Source organism: Bradyrhizobium sp. 187 (assembly GCF_023101005.1).
GTDB classification, from domain to species: domain Bacteria; phylum Pseudomonadota; class Alphaproteobacteria; order Rhizobiales; family Xanthobacteraceae; genus Bradyrhizobium; species Bradyrhizobium canariense_D.
Genome location: NZ_CP064694.1, coordinates 119,579 through 139,168, shown reverse-complemented (window position 1 = coordinate 139,168; position 19,590 = coordinate 119,579). Strand labels below are relative to the sequence as shown.

General features: G+C 58.2%; 9 protein-coding genes and 5 pseudogenes. 6 read left to right on the top strand and 8 right to left on the bottom strand.

From position 1 onward, the window contains the following. Window positions 1-69 precede the first annotated feature (69 nt). Together IVB19_RS37760 and IVB19_RS37755 are read right to left on the bottom strand one after the other, a co-directional pair. A pseudogene (locus IVB19_RS37760) lies at window positions 70-252 on the bottom strand (TauD/TfdA family dioxygenase); the annotation flags it as partial. Window positions 253-679: 427 nt separating this feature from the next. Further along, window positions 680-1,945, bottom strand: coding sequence for a pectate lyase family protein (locus IVB19_RS37755; RefSeq protein WP_247822202.1), 1,266 nt, complete (start codon window positions 1,943-1,945; stop codon window positions 680-682). A gap of 959 nt (window positions 1,946-2,904) precedes the next feature. Here IVB19_RS37755 and IVB19_RS37750 point away from each other — a divergent pair. Beyond that, window positions 2,905-3,514: pseudogene (locus tag IVB19_RS37750) on the top strand (FMN-binding negative transcriptional regulator); the annotation flags it as partial. A 760-nt stretch (window positions 3,515-4,274) separates the two neighbouring features. On the opposite strand, the gene IVB19_RS37745 reads toward IVB19_RS37750, so the two are convergent. Next, entirely contained in the window at window positions 4,275-9,845 is a 5,571-nt protein-coding gene (locus tag IVB19_RS37745) for a trifunctional serine/threonine-protein kinase/ATP-binding protein/sensor histidine kinase (RefSeq protein WP_247822201.1), read from the bottom strand. A 1,320-nt stretch (window positions 9,846-11,165) separates the two neighbouring features. Here IVB19_RS37745 and IVB19_RS37740 point away from each other — a divergent pair. The 5 genes and pseudogenes from IVB19_RS37740 to IVB19_RS40900 all read left to right on the top strand — a co-directional run. After that, window positions 11,166-11,849, top strand: a complete 684-nt coding sequence (locus IVB19_RS37740; RefSeq protein ID WP_247822200.1) for a response regulator transcription factor — start codon at window positions 11,166-11,168, stop codon at window positions 11,847-11,849. An 88-nt stretch (window positions 11,850-11,937) separates the two neighbouring features. Next, complete coding sequence (locus IVB19_RS37735; protein WP_247822199.1) at window positions 11,938-12,327, top strand: response regulator transcription factor; 390 nt, start codon at window positions 11,938-11,940, stop codon at window positions 12,325-12,327. Window positions 12,328-13,520: 1,193 nt separating this feature from the next. After that, window positions 13,521-14,783 carry a diaminobutyrate--2-oxoglutarate transaminase gene (ectB, locus tag IVB19_RS37730; RefSeq protein ID WP_247822198.1) on the top strand — a complete coding sequence of 421 codons (1,263 nt, stop codon included), beginning with the start codon at window positions 13,521-13,523 and terminating at the stop codon, window positions 14,781-14,783. A gap of 594 nt (window positions 14,784-15,377) precedes the next feature. Beyond that, a pseudogene (locus IVB19_RS40905) lies at window positions 15,378-15,528 on the top strand (IS256 family transposase); the annotation flags it as partial. 3 nt (window positions 15,529-15,531) lie between these two features. Next, window positions 15,532-15,727, top strand: a pseudogene (locus tag IVB19_RS40900) (IS256 family transposase); the annotation flags it as partial. A gap of 141 nt (window positions 15,728-15,868) precedes the next feature. On the opposite strand, the pseudogene IVB19_RS37720 reads toward IVB19_RS40900, so the two are convergent. The 5 genes and pseudogenes from IVB19_RS37720 to IVB19_RS37700 all read right to left on the bottom strand — a co-directional run. Beyond that, a pseudogene (locus IVB19_RS37720) lies at window positions 15,869-16,491 on the bottom strand (IS630 family transposase); the annotation flags it as partial. A gap of 24 nt (window positions 16,492-16,515) precedes the next feature. Then, the gene (tnpC, locus tag IVB19_RS37715) at window positions 16,516-18,105 is read right to left on the bottom strand and encodes an IS66 family transposase (protein WP_247822085.1); all 1,590 of its coding nucleotides are present in this window, start codon (window positions 18,103-18,105) and stop codon (window positions 16,516-16,518) included. Window positions 18,106-18,174: 69 nt separating this feature from the next. Further along, window positions 18,175-18,528: an IS66 family insertion sequence element accessory protein TnpB gene (tnpB, locus tag IVB19_RS37710; protein ID WP_007601228.1), complete on the bottom strand. Its 354-nt coding sequence runs from the start codon at window positions 18,526-18,528 to the stop codon at window positions 18,175-18,177. Continuing rightward, complete coding sequence (gene tnpA / locus IVB19_RS37705; RefSeq protein ID WP_247336378.1) at window positions 18,525-18,947, bottom strand: IS66-like element accessory protein TnpA; 423 nt, start codon at window positions 18,945-18,947, stop codon at window positions 18,525-18,527. The genes tnpB and tnpA overlap by 4 nt, the downstream gene beginning before the upstream one ends. 39 nt (window positions 18,948-18,986) lie before the next feature. Beyond that, entirely contained in the window at window positions 18,987-19,451 is a 465-nt protein-coding gene (locus IVB19_RS37700; protein WP_524536790.1) for a helix-turn-helix domain-containing protein, read from the bottom strand. Window positions 19,452-19,590 lie beyond the last annotated feature (139 nt).

The following is a 19,590-nucleotide window of genomic DNA, read 5'->3' as shown; positions in this document are numbered from 1 at the left end:
GCGGTAGTTCGAGTAGCACCGTGGTGTCGAGGATCGCTTCGGCCGCGATGCGGTGGGCCCTCGCCGAAGATCTCCTCGTCCTTGCCGCTTCACTCCTCCGCGCGCGGAATCAAGCTCGATGATCGAGGCCGTTCCATTGATCGTACCGAGTGTCGGATGCGGCACCAGCCTTCCCAAACAAGCAGCAAATCGCTCCTGCTCCGCGTCATCAAGATGCCCCTGATCGCGGAAGAAGATCACCTTGTGTTCGAGCCGGTCGAAGCCGTTTGTTCATTGCGAATTTCTCCAAAGCTTTGCGGATTCTTCAAGCGAACAGGGCGCGTGTGACTCGGTTTCGAAGGCGAGCCTCGCGTACGGGTACTCTCGATCAAGCACCATGCCAGTCGGAAAACGGAGCTATGAACGTCCGTCAGGTACAGGATGGGATTTGAGTCGAACAGTTTGCCAGGAACTCGATGCCACCTCCCACCCTCTTTCCAACGCCACCCGGGTCGGCGGCGAAAGGCATAGGGCGCATAATTGACAGGAATTGTACCGCTCGGCACCCCAAGAGAAAGGCCATACGGTCCTCGTGCAACGCGGGCAGCCAGCTGTGCGTACTGTTCTCGTCCAGTATGCGCCCTCCGCTTAACAATTTGCGGGCGTCGGCCAGTCTCGAGCCGCCTGTGCGAACGGCCCATCACCGGCTCTCAAGGTGTCCGGGACCTGCCCTGGCCCTGATCACTGCCGAAACATCATCGGCTGGAAATGGAAGAGGAATAGATGACCTTGGAAGAGCTCCAAACGATTGAACTACGGCTTCATCCAGGCGAAAGCCATTGATCCGCGGCACTGGGATCGCGATGTTCTCGATGCACCGACGTCCGAGCACGGTGAGGCAGATGTTCTGCGCGGTCCGGCTGGGTTTGCCCAACAAGGCAAAGATATGTCCACTACCAGTCTTTATAGGTGTTTCAATGTTGTCAAAGTAGTTGCCCTCGATCAGTACTTGCACAGACGGTCCAGCATCCACTGCATGGAAGAATCCGCCGCTCTGTTGCGCATTCGTGTTGTGGAAGTAATTATTAAGCAGATGAATAATAGCCTGCGCACCGTCAATGTGCGGCGCCCGCCCTGAGATCTCATGGAAATAGTTATTTGCGATGGTGATCGTCTGCGGGATGCCAAGAAACAGGAGATTCCAATAGTGCTCCCCGTTGCAATAGGAGGAATAGGTATTGCTGCCATCGAAGTCGTTCCAGGAAATCGTAATATTCGTCGTAGGGCCAAAGCCGCCGGCAATCATCTGCCGCCCGATATTATGAAATCGGTTGTGATCGATCCAAACCAGGTCGGCTCGTGCAATTGCAATAGCATCGCCGGCAAATATCACGCCTTGATTGATATCACTGATGGTCAGGTTGCGAATAACGACGTTGCTGACCCCATTTAGGCGTAGCCCCTTCCCTTTGATTGTAGAACTCGGGCCAACGCCGATCAACGTCTTGTTTGAGCCAATCTCCAGCGGGCGCTTGCCGGCCCTATCGAAGCCGACCAATGTCTTCTCCTTGCCATCGCAATGCGCATCGTTGCCATCCATAAGGAGAAGGGACTCACGCTTGTAAGGTGTCGAACAAGCACGGCCGTATTGGCAACCCTGCCCCTCGCCTTGCCCTTCCGTACCGGTAAAGTCTATGGTTCCGGCTACCTGGATCTCGCGCGGACTATTGTCATTGCAGTGCCCGAAGCTGTACGAACGACATAACTCATACTTCAGAGCTTTGGTTGATCTGACCTGAACTACCTCGCCTCCAACGCCTCCCGTCGCTGCAGAGCCAAAGCCCTTGAGGGGTTCCGATCGCACATTGTTCGATCCGAGCACGGAAGAGACGCCGACGACGACAGCAAGTCCACCGAGCACGCACAACGACCGCTTGATGTGCTTCATCATGTCCTTCATAGGCATGTGCTCTCTCTTACCCGGAAAATCCACACGAGAACTTGAACTCTCGAACTCAAATGCTGAACTGGAATAGGCCATCAGCATACGGCGTTAACGCCATCAGATCGTCCTCAATAAGGCAGGATCGGAAGACCGGAACCATGCTATGCCACAGCCGAAATGTGCAGCCGCAGGCTCCGCTGTGATGCACCTGGTTAGCCATTGAGCCAATCACGGCCAATGAAAGCAGCGGTCGATGCTTCGAGAGCCCCGTCAGCGGAATACTGTAGGGTGCAACACATCTGGCCTCGGAGGATGGGCCGTTGCGCCTGACGTTTTGCTGTACCGGCGGGAGGCTCTTGAGCTCTTCGGCATTTTCGACCAGCACCAGAACGCGTGGTGCATGATAATTCGCATCCCGCGGGAAACAGATAGGCGGCGCGGCTGGGATCCTCGTTTTCCTGGATTGCAGGTCGGATGTTAGGCCCCCCTCTTCTGCGATCTAGATTGCCCGACACATCACACGGACGGACGCGTCCTACACTTCATGACCGGCAATGTCACGCCATCGGAATGGCTGCGATTTCCTTGTTTTGATATGTCCGTCCTGTGCCACGGGCGGATCTAGCACAGCCAGTCACCGCCAACCTGCGACTCACGGCGCGGCGAGCTGATGCGGCAACGGCTCAGCCGCAATTCTGGTCGTCCCACTTATAGCCCTAAGGTGAAGCTGCTCATGTGCTGCAGTCATCGCCGCGAAGAGCCGAATTCGTCTGCAGGCGGCGCGTGGAAGGCAACGGTTGGCCAGCGTGCAAACGCACCCTCCGATCTGCACCGACGCATCATAGGTTTACCGCCCCAGGCCTAGCGCGCGCGAAGGATTGAAACTGCGCACCAAACTGCTTCTTTTTGTGACCAGCATGAGGCGTACCTTAGTGCGAATCTCGCCCGGCTTTCCGTCGGACTGCCGGGGAGCTTCGCCGATGTACACGCCGCCCTCCTTCCAAGTTGTCGATATCACCGACGTTCATCAGACGATGCGCGAGGCCGCTCGGCGACACTGATCACTACTCACGAAGGGCTTGTTGGAACGATGCTGCCCGTAGTACTCGAGGGGAGCGAAGGCTCCATGGGCACGATTTTCGCCCACGTGACGCGTGCGAATCCGCAATGGAAGCTGACACCCACTGGCGAAGCGATGGCGATTTTCGCTGGGGCAGAGGCCTATGTCAGCCCCTCCTGGTACGTGACCAAGCACGAGAGAGGCGAGACGGTACCGACGTGGAACTATGTCGCTGTGCATGCCTATCGGCCATCGAATTCTTCGATGATGCCGATCGACTGCGAAAGGTGGTCACGCGACTGACCGATGTGCATGAGCGCTCGGGCAAAGACCGTTGGGCGGTGTCTGACGCCCCTGCCGATTTCATCAAAACGGAGCTTAAGGGGATTGTCCGTCTGCGATTGCAAACTACACGGTTCGATGGCACGCGGAAGATGAGCCAGAACCGCAACGCGGCGGATCGCGCCGGCGTCATCGAGGGGTTATCGAAGAGCGACCGTGACGAAGACCGTCGTGTGGCTCACCTCATCGCGATGACGAACCCGACGACGTATTGTGCAAAACGCGGTACCACTTGCATTTCTCCAGATCCTCGACTGCTCTCCTTCTGCACAGCGATGCTCCGGCCGCGGTCGTTTCCTGCTCGCGAGAGGTGCTTTTACAGAGCACAGAAAACCATACACGAGGCCATTACTTGCGTGTCAACTATTGCGAGCGGCAGCAGCGGCGCGAGGCCCAACGCCAACTCCGGAGAGGAAGAGCGGTACACCGGTCGCAATCCGGGGCCTGCTTCGGGGCGCCTGACAGGAATGCTCTGCATTGAGTTCCGATTCAAGGAGGCTGCGCCGGCTCCCGTTGCTAAACCAGTTTAGCACGGAATCTTGCGATTGGCGCTAACTGATCAGCCACACTGAAACTCTGCACAGCCACAGGCGAAGGTTGCATGCAATTAAAGTAGATCTCCGCATTGATGTCGCCCTTCCGACTCAAACAAAGATGCGAGGACGATTGCCGTCATTCCCTCGAACACTGCGTGTGCAGCTTTCGTCCGATTCCGCTTGACGCCCTGCAAGTCTCAAGAGACTTGCAGGAAGCGCTAAAGCCGTCTTGAATCTGGACGTTACGGTCAGACTGAAGATCTTCTGACAATTCGCGACAATCTGCGCTTGCTCCAACACTCCCCGATGGGCAGTAAGAAAAGCGAATGTCTCAATCCCCGAGGTCTCGGCGCTCGCTTCTGTCACGATGATCGGGGCTCCCGGCGCGCCCTGCTCGATATCGAACTCGAGCCTAAGACGTTGAAGACACCTGTTCCGACCGATCCACGCCATCCGGCGCAACCGGCATGCTGAACTGAAAGACGGCCCCGCGAGGATCATTGGCACCCGCCCACATCCGGCCTCCGTGCGCCTCAATAATAGAATGGCAAATGGCCAGCCCCATGCCCATGCCTTCGGATTTGGTGGTGTAAAACGCCTCGAACACGCGGTCAACGCTGTTCGGATCGAGTCCTAGACCCGTATCCCGAAAAGTGACCACTACGTTATTCGAGTCATCTGTCCGCGCACTGATCAGTAACTCGCGGTCACCTTCGTTGATCTCGCTCATGGCCTCGATGGCGTTCGTGATCAAATTGAGAATCACCTGCCGGACTTGGACGCGATCTGCGCGGACGAGCGGCAACGCCTCAGTCCGTCGCGTTTGCACCCATACATCATTTTTCGCAAGTTCCGCGCGAACTAGGGCCAGCACCTCTAAGATCAATTCGTCAATTGCGAGAAGCTCCGTTTGCATAGGAGCCTTATTCATAAGAGCGCGGATCCGACGGATCACGTTCCCTGCACGCATACTGTCACGGACAATCAAACCGAAGGTCTGCCGAACTTCTTCCAGATTGGGCGGTTGAGCGCCGAGCCAATTTAGCCCCGCCCCCGCATTACTTCTGATCGCGGCAATCGGCTGGTTGACCTCATGGGCGATTGAGGCGGCTAGCTGTCCCATTGTCGTGATCCGATTGGCGTGTGCCAGCCCCATCAGAGTCTCGCGATACCGTCGTTCGCTTTCACGGGCTTCCGCTTCCGCTCTCTTTCGCTCTGTCAGGTCGAGGACGAAGCCAACACCTTGGTCGTCTCGCGCATCGAATACGGCGAGGCCAATTAGCACCGGCACGCGGCTGCCATCCTTGCGGAGATACTCTTTCTCGAACTGCTGAACAGCTCCGGTCCTTTTTGCTTTTCTTCCAGCATTCAGTGTGCGCTCGTGCCATTCTGGCGGTGTCAGGTCGAGACCGTTCACTCGCCCCGCGACGAGATCCTCTCGGTCGTATCCGACCATCCTGAGGAAGGTTTGATTTGCCTCGATGATCTCGCCTCCTTCGCGAATGATAAATATTCCGATGACGTTAGCGTCAAGTAAGCGCCGGATTTTCGACTCCCGTTGCTGAACTTCGCTGTACAACCGGCTGTTTTCCAGCGCTGTTGCAGCTTGCGAGGCAAGCATTTTCAGCACCGAGTTGCGGGCAGCCGAGAATATGCGCGCGGCGAGATTATTCTCCAGATAAAGTACACCGATCAGCTTGCCCTGCGTGATCAGTGGCAGGCAAAGAATAGAACGCGCTTTGCGCTCGCGGATATACGGATCTTCCGCAAATGAAGGCTCGGCGGCAGCGTCTTCGAGAATGACGTTTTCGCGGACGCGTAGGACGAAATGCAGCACGGACTCGGGAAGCGCAATCGGAGTTACGGGCTGTTCATTCACCTTTACAAGCAGCGCATCCGCTACCGTTGTGGCTTCCGCCTCGATCCGTGGCTCGCCTCCATGCAGCAGAATTAACAAACCTCGTTCGGCGCCGGCCTGCTCAATGGCAGTCCGCATGAGCGTGTCGATTAGTTTTTGGAGAACAATCTCGCCGGAAATCGCCTGCGACACTTTTGTCACCGTCGCGAGATCAAGATGCTCAACCGGAGCTCCGATCCTCATTCCATTCATCGCAGGAGTGGTCTCCTCATGGCTGAGATGGGGATTCAGCTCGTCGAGCTGACGCACCTTGCCATCTGCTCCCCAACGAAGGTAGCCGCGCCGCGCGTCCTGCAGGTAAACCCGGGAGATTCTGTCAAACCCGCGCGCAGCATAAAAGCGCGCTGCAAGTTCGCAAGCGATTCCCTCGTGGTGGGCGAAACCGTTACGTGCTGCGGTCTGGATTGAGTGTTCATATAGTCGCATTGCCTCTGCATCCCGGTATTCGAGCCTTGCAATTTCAGCGCCGACCAAGGCAGCCCGATTCTCAAAATTTTCAGGGCAATTCGTCGCCCATATCTGCAGCTGTCTGTAATGGGCATCAATGATATCCCAATGCTGCTGTTGTTCGCTTTCGCCTAGCTTGTCGCAGTAACATGAGTGAGACAGCGCACCATAGAAGTGAAGCTCCGCGATCAAGGGCTCCGTCGGCATAGTCCATAATTTGGGCTCCGCCTTGGAGCGAGCATCAACAGCCGCGGCATAATCGCCGGCTAGAAATCGCGCCTGAAGTTTGCGGATCCAGTAGACGGGTTCGCTAGGTGACAGCTCCGGACTGCCTGCCAACGATTGCTCGACGTCTAGCTCGTCAAATTCTTGGTCATCTAAGCAACCGAATGAGCGCGTCAGGCCTCGCATGCTTCTAACGATTGCGAGCTGAGCGGCCATCGCATCAGCCGCAAAGCGGACCTTTCTATTCCGTACCGTAGCAACGCTTTTCTCTATCTCGTTCTGCACCTCTTTCAGGGGATCTCCGGCCATTATCATATTTGAGGTTAGATGAACCAAGCTGTACGCCTCATAGATGACGTCGCCGCTGCTGACGGCAGCTGCAAGCGCTAGCCGAATCAAAGCTCGGCCATCTCTTAGCGGCTTCCTCCAGGGGATCACGTTGCCTCCGAGGGCCAAATAGACAGGCGCCCGAAAACGGGAGTACTCACCGCGAGTTACCAGGCCGCAAGCAAGAAGACCTAACTTCTCTGCTGTTTGGTAGTCACCGAAGCGCCCGGCTAATATTCGACCTAACCACGCGTAGTGGGCGCAAGAAGCATCAGTATTGCCGTATTCGAGGCTGATGGTGACAGCTCTGCAGATGACCAACGCGGATAAATTGGCGTCCGTGAAACCTGCGGGCGGAAGAATCCGCGTCAAGACGGCAAGCGTGCCAAGCGCGGTCTGATCTGTCATTCCAGGCAAACTAGCAAGTTCCTCGATTGCGTCGGGCAGCTGTGACCACATCCGCTGATATTCGGCTAGTGTTTCCTGGTCCGTCGGATACTGCGACCACTCGATCCCGACATCGTGAAGATATTCGAGCCCTGTGAGCACTGCCCGCCCGTGCTGACCGAGCGTCAAGTAAAGATCGACCCGCAAACAGGCGACCGTTGCTCGCTGGGGCCCGTTCAAGGCGCGCTTCGACAGAGCGGACAGGAGGCTCTCTGCAACGTCCAGCTGGCCTACCAAGAATTCGCATTCCGCCCGGCTTGTCTCCAGTGCAAACGCGAGTTCGTGGCGCTTTCGCCAAGAGTGCTCGGCGAGCAGCGCAGCACCGACGGTGAAATATGTGAGTGCCGAGGCGTAGGCCGCCGACGCCCTGGCACGCTGCCCTGCGATCAAATTCAGCTCTGCGAGCTGCTCACACTCCTGACCGGAGGCAATTAGCGCGACACCTCGATTGAGTTGGCTGACGATGTCGAAGATTGCCTCTTCGCGTTTGTGCGCAGGGGCGTGTGCCGCCAGCATCCGACCGATCCGCAGATGGGCAGGAGCGCGCGAGGATTCCGGCACCAGCAAGTAGGCCGCCTCTTGAACGCGATCGTGGAGGAAGCGGTAGGCTGTTCCGTGGCGCGCGATCAGTTCCTGCCGGATCGCCGGCCACAGGGCCGCATGCACCTGCTCCTGCGAAGTTTCGAGCACGATCGCAAGCTCCGCCGTCCCGGCGATGTTGCCGAAACAGGCCAGCTGTTGCAGCGCGTCCTGCGTTTCCTCGGGCAGGCGGATGAGCTTACCGAGCATCAGATCTACGACGTTCTCGGTGTACGCTTTTGCGTGAATACGCTCGAGATCCCATCGCCAGCGCGCCGACTCGTGATCGAACGTCAACAGCTGCTCTTCGGCCAGCTCAGAAAGGAATTGAATGGCGAAGAACGGATTACCCATCGTCTTCTGATGCACCAACTTTGCAAGCGGGGCAGCGCGTTTGGGTCCGCAGCGAAGGGTATCCGCGACTAACTGCGCGACATCGTCTGCAGTGAGCGGCGAGAGCGTGATCTCCTCGAAATTTACGTCGGCTCTCCTGATGGAGTCCAGCTTGCGTTTGAGTGGATGGCCTGCATCAAGTTCGTTGCTGCGGTAAGCTCCAATGAGCAGCAGGTGCAGATCCGACTGGGTCAGGAGATCCTCGATCAAGTCGAGCGTTGCGGCATCATGCCACTGCAAATCGTCGAGAAAGAGCACCAAAGGATGGGTTCGCCGGGCGAACACGCCAATAAAGCGGCGAAGCACCAGCTGGAAACGAATCTGCGCTTGCCGGGCTGGAAGCTCAGCAACCGCGGGCTGCTCGCCAATGATCAGGCTCAGATCGGGGATCAATTCCACCATTAGTCGTCCATTCGCGCCGAGCGCCTCCCGGAGCGCTTGCCGCCAGGTGGCGAGTTCGCCCTCACTTTTGCTGAGAAGAGCACGGACAAGACTCTGAAACGTGTGCACTAGCGTCACATAAGGAACGTCGCGCTTCAGCTGGTCGAATTTGCCTGACACCAACTGCCCGCGCGAGGGCACCAGCGCTTTGTGTAGCTCCTGGACGAGCGAAGATTTACCGACACCGGAGTAACCAGCGACGAGCACCAACCTCGGCGCGCCGCTCTTCACCGCGCGATCGAAAGAGGCAAGCAAAGCCTCGATCTGAAGGGCTCTGCCATAGAGCTTCTCGGGGATGAGCAACCGATCAGGTGTGTCGTCTGTGCCGAGCTCAAACGGGTCGATGCGACCGTGGTTGGCCCATGCTGCGAGACAGTGTTGCAGATCGTGCTCAAGGCCAGCGGCAGTCTGGTAGCGTTCCTCGGCGGTTTTCGCGAGGAGTTTCATCACAATCTGAGATATCGGCCCGGGGAGGTTTTGCGATTTCTCGACGGGCGGTATTGCTTTTCTTGCAACATGACAATGGATCCACTCCAAGGGATCTGAGGCGGTGAACGGCAGCGTGCCGGTCAGCATCTGGTAGAATGTCACGCCAAGTGAATAGAGATCACTGCGACAATCGACCGAGCGATTCATTCGTCCGGTCTGTTCTGGCGCCATGTAGGGCAGCGAGCCGGCGATGAACTCGGCAGGCTCAGGCGGCACGCGCTCGCGGGCAAGACGGGAAGCCAGACCAAACCCAGTGAGTCGCACCTGTTCGTCAGGACAATTGACCAGAATGTGAGCGGGTTTCAGGTCCTTGTGGACCAAGCCGTGCCGGTGAAGTTTGCTCACGGCCCTCGCGATACTAATAGCGAGGCCCAGGAAGCCCTTGGGCTCCATACTGATCCCGAGTAAGTGCAGCAGTGGCTCGCCGCATGGATCCTCCAGGACCAGCATAGTCCGACCAGCTTCCCGGATGAGTTCCAACGGCCGAACCGCCCATGCCTCGTCCAGCTCCTCTCTTAGCTCACACTCATGGGCGAGGCGGTCGAGCGTCGCTGGGTCTTCCGCGATGGGCCGCACGACAAGCACGTTAGCCCTGCTACCCTGGATTTGCCTGCGCCACGCACGGCAAAACGCGCGATCACCATCCTCCCACAGGGGTAGGATGTCACTGTCAAGATTTGAGCCGAACGGAGTTCGGCTGAGGGGGTCCCGCGGCATTTGCCCGCCCGGTCATAAGGACTGGCCAAAACCTGACACATATCGGCCGAGCTTGTGAAGGGAATTCGCAAAATGACGCGAGTACCGATCGCGGCCGCCAAAGAGTGGACCGCGGCACGCCAAAACGCGACTTACACGCCCAATACATCACAGCCTGATTGGTCAACAGCACTGCCGCCAAAGACGATTGCTCCACAATCGGCCATGAAGGCAAGCTTCTAAGGCCCGGGGAAGGAAGATGCTCGGTCGAGTGGTTGAAGATAAACGCCGCAAGGGCGCTCAGGCTAGAAATCCCGCCGACACACGCGGTGCTGCTTTCGAGATCGATGTTCACTCCTGGCTCGATCGTTGGCGCCATGCAGTCAGACTCCGAACCACAGCATGAATGGCAGATCTGCGAGCCACTGTTTGCCACCGACCCATAACTATTCTCTTAGGCCTGCTCCCATTCATCGAGCAACAGACCCGGGACAAAGCCCCCTAGGCGCTCGCAGACCGGGATGCCGCTCACTGCGGCTCGCAGGAGGGGGATTGCCGGCCGTGCGAACCCAACAGATGCGAGAGAGTTCTCGCTGCTTGGACCGCTGTTCAAGCAAGGCGTAAGCTAACCGAAGACCGGTGAAGAGAAATGCAATCAAAAATCAAGAACGGCGGAACGCCTTTGGCATTTTGATAGATCTACACCGGCATCGCACAACCTGACGCTACGAACGATTCAAGCCCTTCCTCGCCGGTACGCAGTAGCAGAGAGTCACGACCTACTCTCCTTGCTGAGCGAGCCTCAGTTTTGCCACGCTGGTTGCTTCATTGGAGCCAGCATCACCACGGATGTACTGGCGACAGGCGATCTGACGACGGAAAACGAAGGGTTCATGCGCTTATGTTGCTGCTGCTTTTTGTGATGTCTATTTTCCTTAGTACAGTGCGGTAGTCTACGCCGCTTGCCGATCTCAGCGCCGGCGGGATCGGTGCATGCACAGGCACAATCGGGTCAATTCGCTCAGCTCGCGCCCCCGCGTTCAACTACCAAGGCGACGGGCATTCTGATCCTTCAGCCGCATAGCGAGCCGTCCGCTGCAGCCTCACTCCGAAGGCCGGGCGACACGCGCCGCCATGCTAAACCAAGCCGAAAGACAGTTCTCGACCAGTCGGGCGGTTTTTGCTAGACTTTCGTGTAATGCGCCTCGCTTGCGCGAATGGCTGACCAATTACATACCTGGAAATCTCAGAGATTTGCACGGCTCGAAAGGCTACCCGTGCGATCAAGGGCCGTGTCCAGGCGACAATTCTACTGTAGATCGTACAAGTGAGGCTCTTATCGTGATCAAGCGCTCTGAACCGCGGAAGGAAGCCGCAAAAGTCGTCGGCCCGGAGGTGAGGCCGAGTGTCTTCGTCGTCGACGATGACCTCTCAATGCGTGAATCGTTGGTTAACCTATTTCGTTCGATCGGACTAGATGTCGTTGCTTACGGATCGGCTCGGGAAATGCTCCAGAGCGAACTCCCTGATGTTCCTAGCTGCCTTGTGCTCGACATCAGGCTGCCCGGATTGAGCGGCCTTGAGCTCCAGAATGAGCTAGCCAAACTGAAGATTCACATTCCCATCATTTTCATCACCGCTCATGGCGATATTCCGATGACCGTCAAAGCCATGAAGAAGGGCGCAATCGATTTTCTCAGCAAGCCGTTTCGCGATCAGGAACTACTCGATGGCGTGGTCGCAGCGATCGAACAGGATCGGAAGAGACGAGGTGTAGACCAGGTGATCGGCAGGCTGCAGTCCTTGTTTGAGGCCCTAAGTCCACGAGAGCAGGATGTATTTAAACTGGTCGCCGCCGGCTTATTGAACAAACAGGTAGCCGCGGAACTCGGTCTCGCCGAGATTACAGTTAAAATCTATCGCGGCCACGTGATGAAGAAGATGGGAGCTCGATCGCTAGCCGATTTGATCAGGATGGCTGAGAGGCTGGGAATTGGGACCGACCGTTTCACGGTACAAACCTAAGTATGATTTTACAATTTCCTCGTACACGCGCACTCTTGCGCTGGCCATCATGTTGCCAAAGCCTTCGCCCAACTAAGAACGGGTCGCCTTGTCTAAGTATTCAACTGTTTCGGTTGTTGACGACGATCCTTCGATACGTGCCGCACTGAACAACCTTTTGAAATCGCAGGGCCACATCGTTCATACGTTTGCATCGGCTGAGGGATTCTTGCGGTCCTCTCAATTGAACGCCACGTCCTGTGTCATTGCAGACGTGCAGATGCCCATGATGAGCGGCTTTGAACTTTTGGAACAGATGCGCGCCCTGGGCCACGCTGTGCCATTCATCTTGATGACGGCCTTCGCAGATGATCGTACGCGAGCCCGCGCGTTGAGCGCCGGCGCAACCGGCTTTTTCGCCAAACCCTTTGACGGTCTGGAGTTGATCGCCTGCCTCGATGAAGCGCTTCGCGAGGGTCATGGCGGAAGGATCGCATGAAAGGTGCGGAAGCAGCCCGCGCCAAGCCACACCCGTCCGTGCGGCGCTTACGATGTGGATCGATACGCGTCTGCGTGCTTACCGCGTGCCAGTGCCGACCGTTGCCTTTCCACCCGCATTCTTGTCGTTGCACTTCGGCATCTGGTTGAAGCAATTGCAACATCTTGCTCCTGACAAGGCGCCTGTGGTATGGTGCGTATTCAGACGAGTGCGAGGCCCTCCTCGCTTGAACGGAGTAGCGCCCGACCATCAGTGCCACGATCGTTGCTGAGCCAAGCGCCAAAGTGCCACGGCAGCAGCTTGTTGGCAGGACCTCGTTAGAACAAAGAACTCACCTGAAACTTGCACGACCGGACCTTGTCGGAGAAGGACGCACGATTGCGGCCAAAATCACTTAGTCCGTCGAGACGATCGAATCGCTTGGTAGTTCACAGAAAACGCAAAGGCCGCATTTTGGCGACCTTGCGCATTCGAAGGATCGAGTGCTGCACGCCAAACTCGCCAACTTGCGTTCGCGACCAGCAACCCTTCGGCGGGCCGAAGCGCCCGAGCCTACGCATCCGTTGCAGGGCAACACAAATGCCACTGGTAGAAGCGATCTCAAGCCACTCCTTTGCTGCCGAACGCATCCACGCCGACCACTCTCCCGCGCGGGTCCCCGCCAAGGCCAGGCCCAAAGCGTTGGCTCTGGACGCGCGATAAGCCCTTGCGCCGGGCCAGATCCGCGGCGGCCGTCTCCCTACTACTCGCCGCTGCGACGTCGTGGTCTCCGTGAGCGTGAGCATCCAAGTCCGGCTGGCGGGCTCCCCCGTCGCCGGGGAGCGGATCGGCCCCTCTGGTCGCGATGAACTATCGGCCCACATAGCGCTTCCAAGCTAACCGCGCAGTATGTGCGAATTCTTCGATCGCGCGCGGCTAAGCAAACCTGCCCGCGAAAAACGACTTAGCCGGCGCCCGTCGCTGGATGGGACGAAACTACTAGACATAGTAGCTTTGTTCTGACTGGTTCTCAGGTAAGCCGTTGGAGCTGATTTTTAGACGCGCTACGCATAACCCAAAGGACGCCGAGAGGCGCCGGAACCGCGGGCTCATGGTCTGCCAATCCTGTACGATGTTGCCCGCGCGCTTGTTCGTCGGGCAGATTTTCTTGTCGAGGAGACGACCACATGGTTGGAGGACACGGGGCGCGCAGAATGAAGACAGTCGAAATGCTAGAGTCCAACGTGCGCTCGTACTCACGTTCCTTTCCTGCTGTGTTCAGCAGGGCGCGCGGCTCGATTATGTTCGCCGAGGGTGGCCGGAAGGTCATTGACTTTCTGTCCGGCGCTGGAGCGCTAAACTATGGCCACAACAATCAGGAGATCAAAGCGGCAATCAGCGAGTATCTGGAGTCGGATGGGGTCGTCCACGGCTTGGACATGGCCACTCCAGCAAAGATCGAATTCATGGAGACCTTTAGCTCTGTCATCCTTCGTGAACGGAATCTTTCCTACCGCTTTCAATTTACCGGGCCTACGGGAGCTAACGCTATTGAAGCAGCTCTAAAGCTGTCGCGTAAGATCACAGGGCGTCACAAAGTCATTTCTTTCACGAATGGATATCATGGCCAAAGCTTGGGAGCCATAGCCGCGAGCGGTAACCGCTTTTACCGCAAAGCCAGCAGCATTCCCTTATCCTGCACAACGTTCATGCCCTATGATGGGTATCTTGGCTCCACTCACAGTCCGGCGGATTACGTGAGAAAGGTACTAATGGACGAGAGCAGTGGCACAGATCTTCCAGCCGCAATTCTCGTCGAGACCGTGCAAGGAGAGGGAGGCATTAACGTCGCCGGTAAGGAATGGTTGCAGTCAATTCAGGCTTTGGCAAAAGAGGTCGGAGCTATTTTCATAGTTGACGATATCCAAATGGGCTGTGGCCGCACAGGCGAATTCTTCAGTTTTGAGTTCGCTGCGTTGTCGCCAGACATTGTTGTAATGTCGAAATCGCTGAGTGGGTACGGTTTGCCACTATCGATGCTCCTGATCAAAGAAGCAATTGACGCATGGGAGCCAGGGGAGCACACGGGGACGTTTCGAGGAAACAACCTTGCACTCGTTTCTGGCAAAGCGGCTTTGAATCTGTATTGGCGCAACCAGACATTCTCGCAACAGGCCGGACGCTTGGGCGCATTTATGCGGCGTCGACTCGATGCTATCGCGCACCAGCACGGAAACAAGTTTGCTGTTCGTGGACGGGGCATGGTATGCGGATTCGATTGCAAAACGACCGAAATCGCAGAGGCGACGTCACGTAGAGCGTTTGAGAAGGGCTTGATTGTCGAGCGATGCGGACCGACCGATCAGGTTCTAAAGTTCTTGCCTGCACTTACGATCGAGCAAGAAACGTTGGGACAAGGCCTAGACATATTCGAGGAGTCATTGACCGAAACGTTGAATTCAGCCCGAGCAAGCTAAACTTGTAGGCACACGAGAGAAACTGTTGCTAGCGACAGCATCGCCGCACAAGTCACTGGCGTGAGTCCTTGCTTGCCGCCGAATGGTCAGGAGTTTCGAACATGATCATGAAGGTGACGTCTGAAGACCAACGCTATCTGAGATCCGTCTAGTCGGCTTATGAGCGGAGAACGCCTGCTGCCCTCCTCGGTCCACCATACGTGAGTGCGGGCAGCACCTTTGACCATAGAACCTCGCACTCGCGAGCGACTCTGGTCGAGCTGGCTTATCCAAGTTCTCAGTCTGAGGTCTGCCGAAGGTGAGCTCCTTGCCGCGGAATGGAGTCGAATGGTGTAGTATGGCTTCTTGGTGGTCACGTGCCCAGCCGCACGGGCGCGGACTTTGTTAGGACCGTAATTGTGCTGCAGCGATCTAGCCTGAGCCGTTTGTAGCTATCGGTGCAGCAGCAATCACTGCGGCGGCCGGTTTTGCGACGAAAGCCGTCAAGGAACGCGCAGTGGGGATGTTCTTGGTTCTGTTGAATTTCTGAAGAGGTCGGCTTTGCCCTTGAACCGGTAGGCTCGGCGTGCTGATTCCACAAAGGAGAGCAACGCCATGACGAGAGATATCACACCGGCTGATTGCCGGCGACCGGGCTGTGGACGAAGCGTTTACGAAAGTGCGAGCGAGCTTTGATCGGTTCTGCCTTGCGGCAGGGATCGAGGCGCTTGGCACGATGACCGAGGCGGAAGTGACGGCGGCCTGCGAACGGGTTCGGGGCGTGGACGGCCGCGAGGTCACGATTCCGAGCTGGGAAAATGGCGGCGCAGGAGCACTGGCTCGGTCGCTGGGCGATGGACTCGGTGCTGATCAACGTATCGACGCGCCGGTTCGGCCGCGCTATCCGGCTGCCCGAGGGTGACGTGCAGGCATCGGCCGGATGCGGGCTTTCGGAATGGGCGGCGCGCGGAGGTTACAGCGATCGGGACATGCCCGGCGCGGTTCACGGCGTCAGTTACACCAAACCGAACGAGCATCTCAATCAGAAGCGGTCGGTCCTCGGCTTTTGCCCCAGAACTGCAGAGCACCGTTATCCGTATACGCGCCTAGTGGAGCGACTCTAACGCTTGTTTCCCGCGTTTGACAGCGGCGAGGACGCGCTTTGGATCGGCGGTCCATACGAAGAGTTTGGGATCGGCGTTTGTCTCGGCGACGAAGCGGTTGATGGCGACTTGCAGGTCAACGACGGATCGGAACACGCCTCGCTTGAGGCGACGGCGCGTGAGGCGAAGAAGCCTTCGACCGCATTGAGCCAGGATGCAGAGGTCGGGGTGAAGTGGAACGTCGAGCGGGGATGCCGAACCAGCCATTGGCGTACCTTCGGATGCTTGTGGGTCGCATAGTTGTCGACGATGGCGTGGATTACTTTCCCTGCCGGGACCTGCTCCTCGATCGTGTTGAGGAAGCGAATGAACTCCTGGTGGCGATGGCGCTGCATGTTGCGGCCGATGACGGTGCCGTCGAGGATGTTGAGGGCAGCGAACAGCGTGGTGGTGCCGTGACGTTTGTAGTCGTGGGTCATCGTGCCGGCACGGCCCGGCTTCATCGGCAACCCTGGCTGGGTGCGGTCGAGCGCCTGAATCTGGCTCTTTTCGTCGACTGAGAGGACGACCGCATGGGCGGGAGGATCGACATAGAGGCCGACGACGTCCTTGAGTTTTTCGGCGAACTTCGTAAGCGCTTAGCCGCAACCCTATTGAGGCTGGCTTGACGTTTTGCGGAATCGCCACGGCATGAGGTCTTCGATGCGGCTATGGGGATGGCCGTCGATGATCGTCTCGAGTGTTTCGGCGATGTAGGCGGCCGGGTTGACGTCGTTGAGCTTGCAGGTGGCGACGATCGAGGCGAGCAAGGCCCAGTTTTCGGCTCCGACCTCATGACCGGCGAAGAGCGCATTTTTTCTGGTCAGGCAGACTGGCCGGATGGCGTTCTCGACAGGGTTGGTGTCGAGCTCGAGGCGCCCGTCTTCGAGGAAGCGGGTCAGACCTTGCCAGTGATTGAGCGCGTAGCGGATGTCCTCGGCGAGCGTCGAACCGCTGGAGATCATCGACAGCTGCTTCTCGAACCACATTTTCAAAGCGGCGACGAGAGCCAACGAATGCTCCTTTCGTGCGGCGAGCCGGATGTCCGGCGATGCACCGCGCACCATGGCTTCGATGGCGTAAAGCTGTGCGATGTGCCGAATGGCGGCCTCGGCGATCGGCGATTTGCTATTGCGGGCCAATTTGACGAAGCGTCGGCGCAAGTGGCTCCAGCAATGCACGAGCGTCCAAGGCCCTTGCAGTCGAGCGACTTCGGTCAGTCGATCATAACCGTCATAGGCATCGCATTGCAGGAAGCGTCCGCCAAAGCCATCCAGGAACTGCTCAGCGAAGGCACCGCTGCGACTGGGGGCATATCGGAACAGCACGATCGGCGGACTTGGGCCGCTGTGGCCGCGGTCGTCTGAGGCAATCGCCCAGAAGTAGCCTTTCTTCGTTTGGCCGCGCCCCGGATCGAGTACCGGCGCCTTGGTCTCGTCCATGAACAGCCGATCCGCCATGGCCAGGTGGTGGCGCATGTGTTCCGCGATGGGCTGAAGATGGAAGCAGGCGCGGCCGGACCAGTTGCCCAGTGTCGCCCGATCAAGCCGGATGCCCTGGCGCGCATAGATCTCGGCCTGACGGTAAAATGGCGTATGGTCGCCAAATTTGGAGACGATCACATGCGCGATGGCCGCTTCGGTCGGCAGCCCGCCGGGCACGACGTGCTCCGGTGCGTGCGCCTGCACGACGGGGCCGGAGCAGCGGCGACAGATGTATTTTGGGCGGCGTGTGATCAGCACGCGCCATTGCGCCGGGATCACGTCGAGGCGCTGGCTGACGTCCTCGCCGATCTTCGTCATGGCGCCGCAACCGCACGGGCAAAGCGTACTCGCAGGCTCGATGATCCGTTCCACCCGCGGCAAATGGGCAGGCAGGCAGCCGCGGTTGCGATGAGAACCTTGATCCGGCGCGCTCCGCGATCGGCCCTTGATCACAGCCTCGGCTCTCTCCTGCGCCGCGTCCAGGATGCCTTGCGCGATCTCCACGTCTTCCAGCGGCAAGTGATACTGATCTGGCCGCAGCTTCTCGGACGTCGCGCCGAACTTCTCGCGTCGCAATTCGCCGAGAATGACCTCCAACCGACGCCGCGCCTCTTCCGACGTCGCCAGCGCCGCCTGATGTTCGCTCAAGGTCGCCTGCGTTTGCGCCAAAAGCGCTTTCAATTGTTCATTTTCGTCGCGCAGCGCCGCGATGCTCATGCGCTATTTCGAGCACATCGCCGCCGCGCGTGCCACATTCAAAATAGCTTCCGAGTCATTCTGCCGCAGTTATCCAGCCGCCTGGGGACGCCGCGCTTCTTCCGGGCGGACCAACCTCCAATCCAGCCCCTCGAACAGGGCTGCGAACATCGCCGGCGATATCCGTATCACGCCGTCTGCGATCGTTGGCCAAACGAACTTGCAACCTTCAAGACGCTTGTGCACCAACACCAGACCCGTTCGATCCCAGACCAAAATCTTGATCCGGTCCGCTCGTTTCGATCGGAACACGAAGGCTGCGCCGCTGAACGGGTCGAGACGAAGCATCTCCTGCACCTTCGCCGCAAGCCCATCGTGGCCACAGCGGAAGTCGATCGGCCGCGTCGCGATGTAAATCTTCAGATCGGCACCGGCCGCGATCATCGTGACGCTCGCATCGCGCGGATCACACGGGACAGCTGCTCGCCATCTATGGCTGTGTCCGTCCGCAGCACGACATCGCCGATCGCGATCTCAAGCTTGATCGCCGGAACCTGACGCTCCTCCAACGCACCTTCCACGACTAGCGGCGCGAATGTCGGCTGCGATACCTCGCGCGGCGACAACATGCCTCGCTGTCGAAACCGCCGCCGCCAATCGTAGATTTGCCAGCGCGTCGCTCCGTGCTTGCGCGCCACCTCGGACACCTGGGCACCGGGTAACAGACTCTCGGCGACGATCCGAGCTCTCTCAGCTTCCGAACGTACGCGGCGCCCCGATGGTCCTTCAAGAACCTCCAGCCGGCTCACCGATCGCCTCGTTGAGCCGTCCAAATGGACGTCCTTTTTGCTGTCCAATCCCATCCGAAACCTCCGTCCAAGCCGGAGGCTTCTTTCGCACGTTCATTCGAATTCTGAAGCAAGGGTATCGGCTTCGCGCTTACCGAACTTCGGGTCGTTCGACAGCTTGAACGTACGGATGCGATGCGGCGCGAGTTGGTGGGCTTCGAGGATACGCTGCACCGAACGCAGGCTCACCCCTGCGGCTTTCGCCAGCATCCGGCCGGTCCAGTGGGTTGTTTCTCCCGGCGGCGGCCCGAGCGCCAGGTCGACCACTCTCTGCACGGTGCCCGTCGGCAGCGGTGGTTTGCCGGGCTTTCGCGTCTTGTCGCGCGTTAGCCCTTCGACACCCTCCGCCATGAACCGGGCCTGCCATCTCCACACCACGGGCTTGGATTTGCCCGAGCGGCGCATGATCTCGGCGGTGCCACAGCCGTCGGCAGTGGCAAGAATGATGTTGGCCCGCCACACATGCTTCTGAGGTGCGCTGCGATCCGAGACGATCGCCTCAAGCCGATGGCGGTCCACCCGGGTGACCTTTACGATAGTTCCTGCTCTCATGCCCAGAGCTTGAACTGCTTCGGTCGATTTGGGAATCTCCGAATGAATCAGACCACTAGCACACTGCCGCAACCCCATTGTTGACGTGCCCGATCACTATCAGAAG

What these genes read in the sequence shown, in the direction of transcription:
- IVB19_RS37755 (WP_247822202.1), bottom strand. Translation starts at nt 1,945, where the DNA reads ATGCCTATGAAGGACATGATGAAGCACATCAAGCGGTCGTTGTGCGTG.
- IVB19_RS37745 (WP_247822201.1), bottom strand. Translation starts at nt 9,845, where the DNA reads ATGCCGCGGGACCCCCTCAGCCGAACTCCGTTCGGCTCAAATCTTGAC.
- ectB (WP_247822198.1), top strand. Translation starts at nt 13,521, where the DNA reads ATGAAGACAGTCGAAATGCTAGAGTCCAACGTGCGCTCGTACTCACGT.
- tnpC (WP_247822085.1), bottom strand. Translation starts at nt 18,105, where the DNA reads ATGAGCATCGCGGCGCTGCGCGACGAAAATGAACAATTGAAAGCGCTT.
- tnpB (WP_007601228.1), bottom strand. Translation starts at nt 18,528, where the DNA reads ATGATCGCGGCCGGTGCCGATCTGAAGATTTACATCGCGACGCGGCCG.
- tnpA (WP_247336378.1), bottom strand. Translation starts at nt 18,947, where the DNA reads ATGGGATTGGACAGCAAAAAGGACGTCCATTTGGACGGCTCAACGAGG.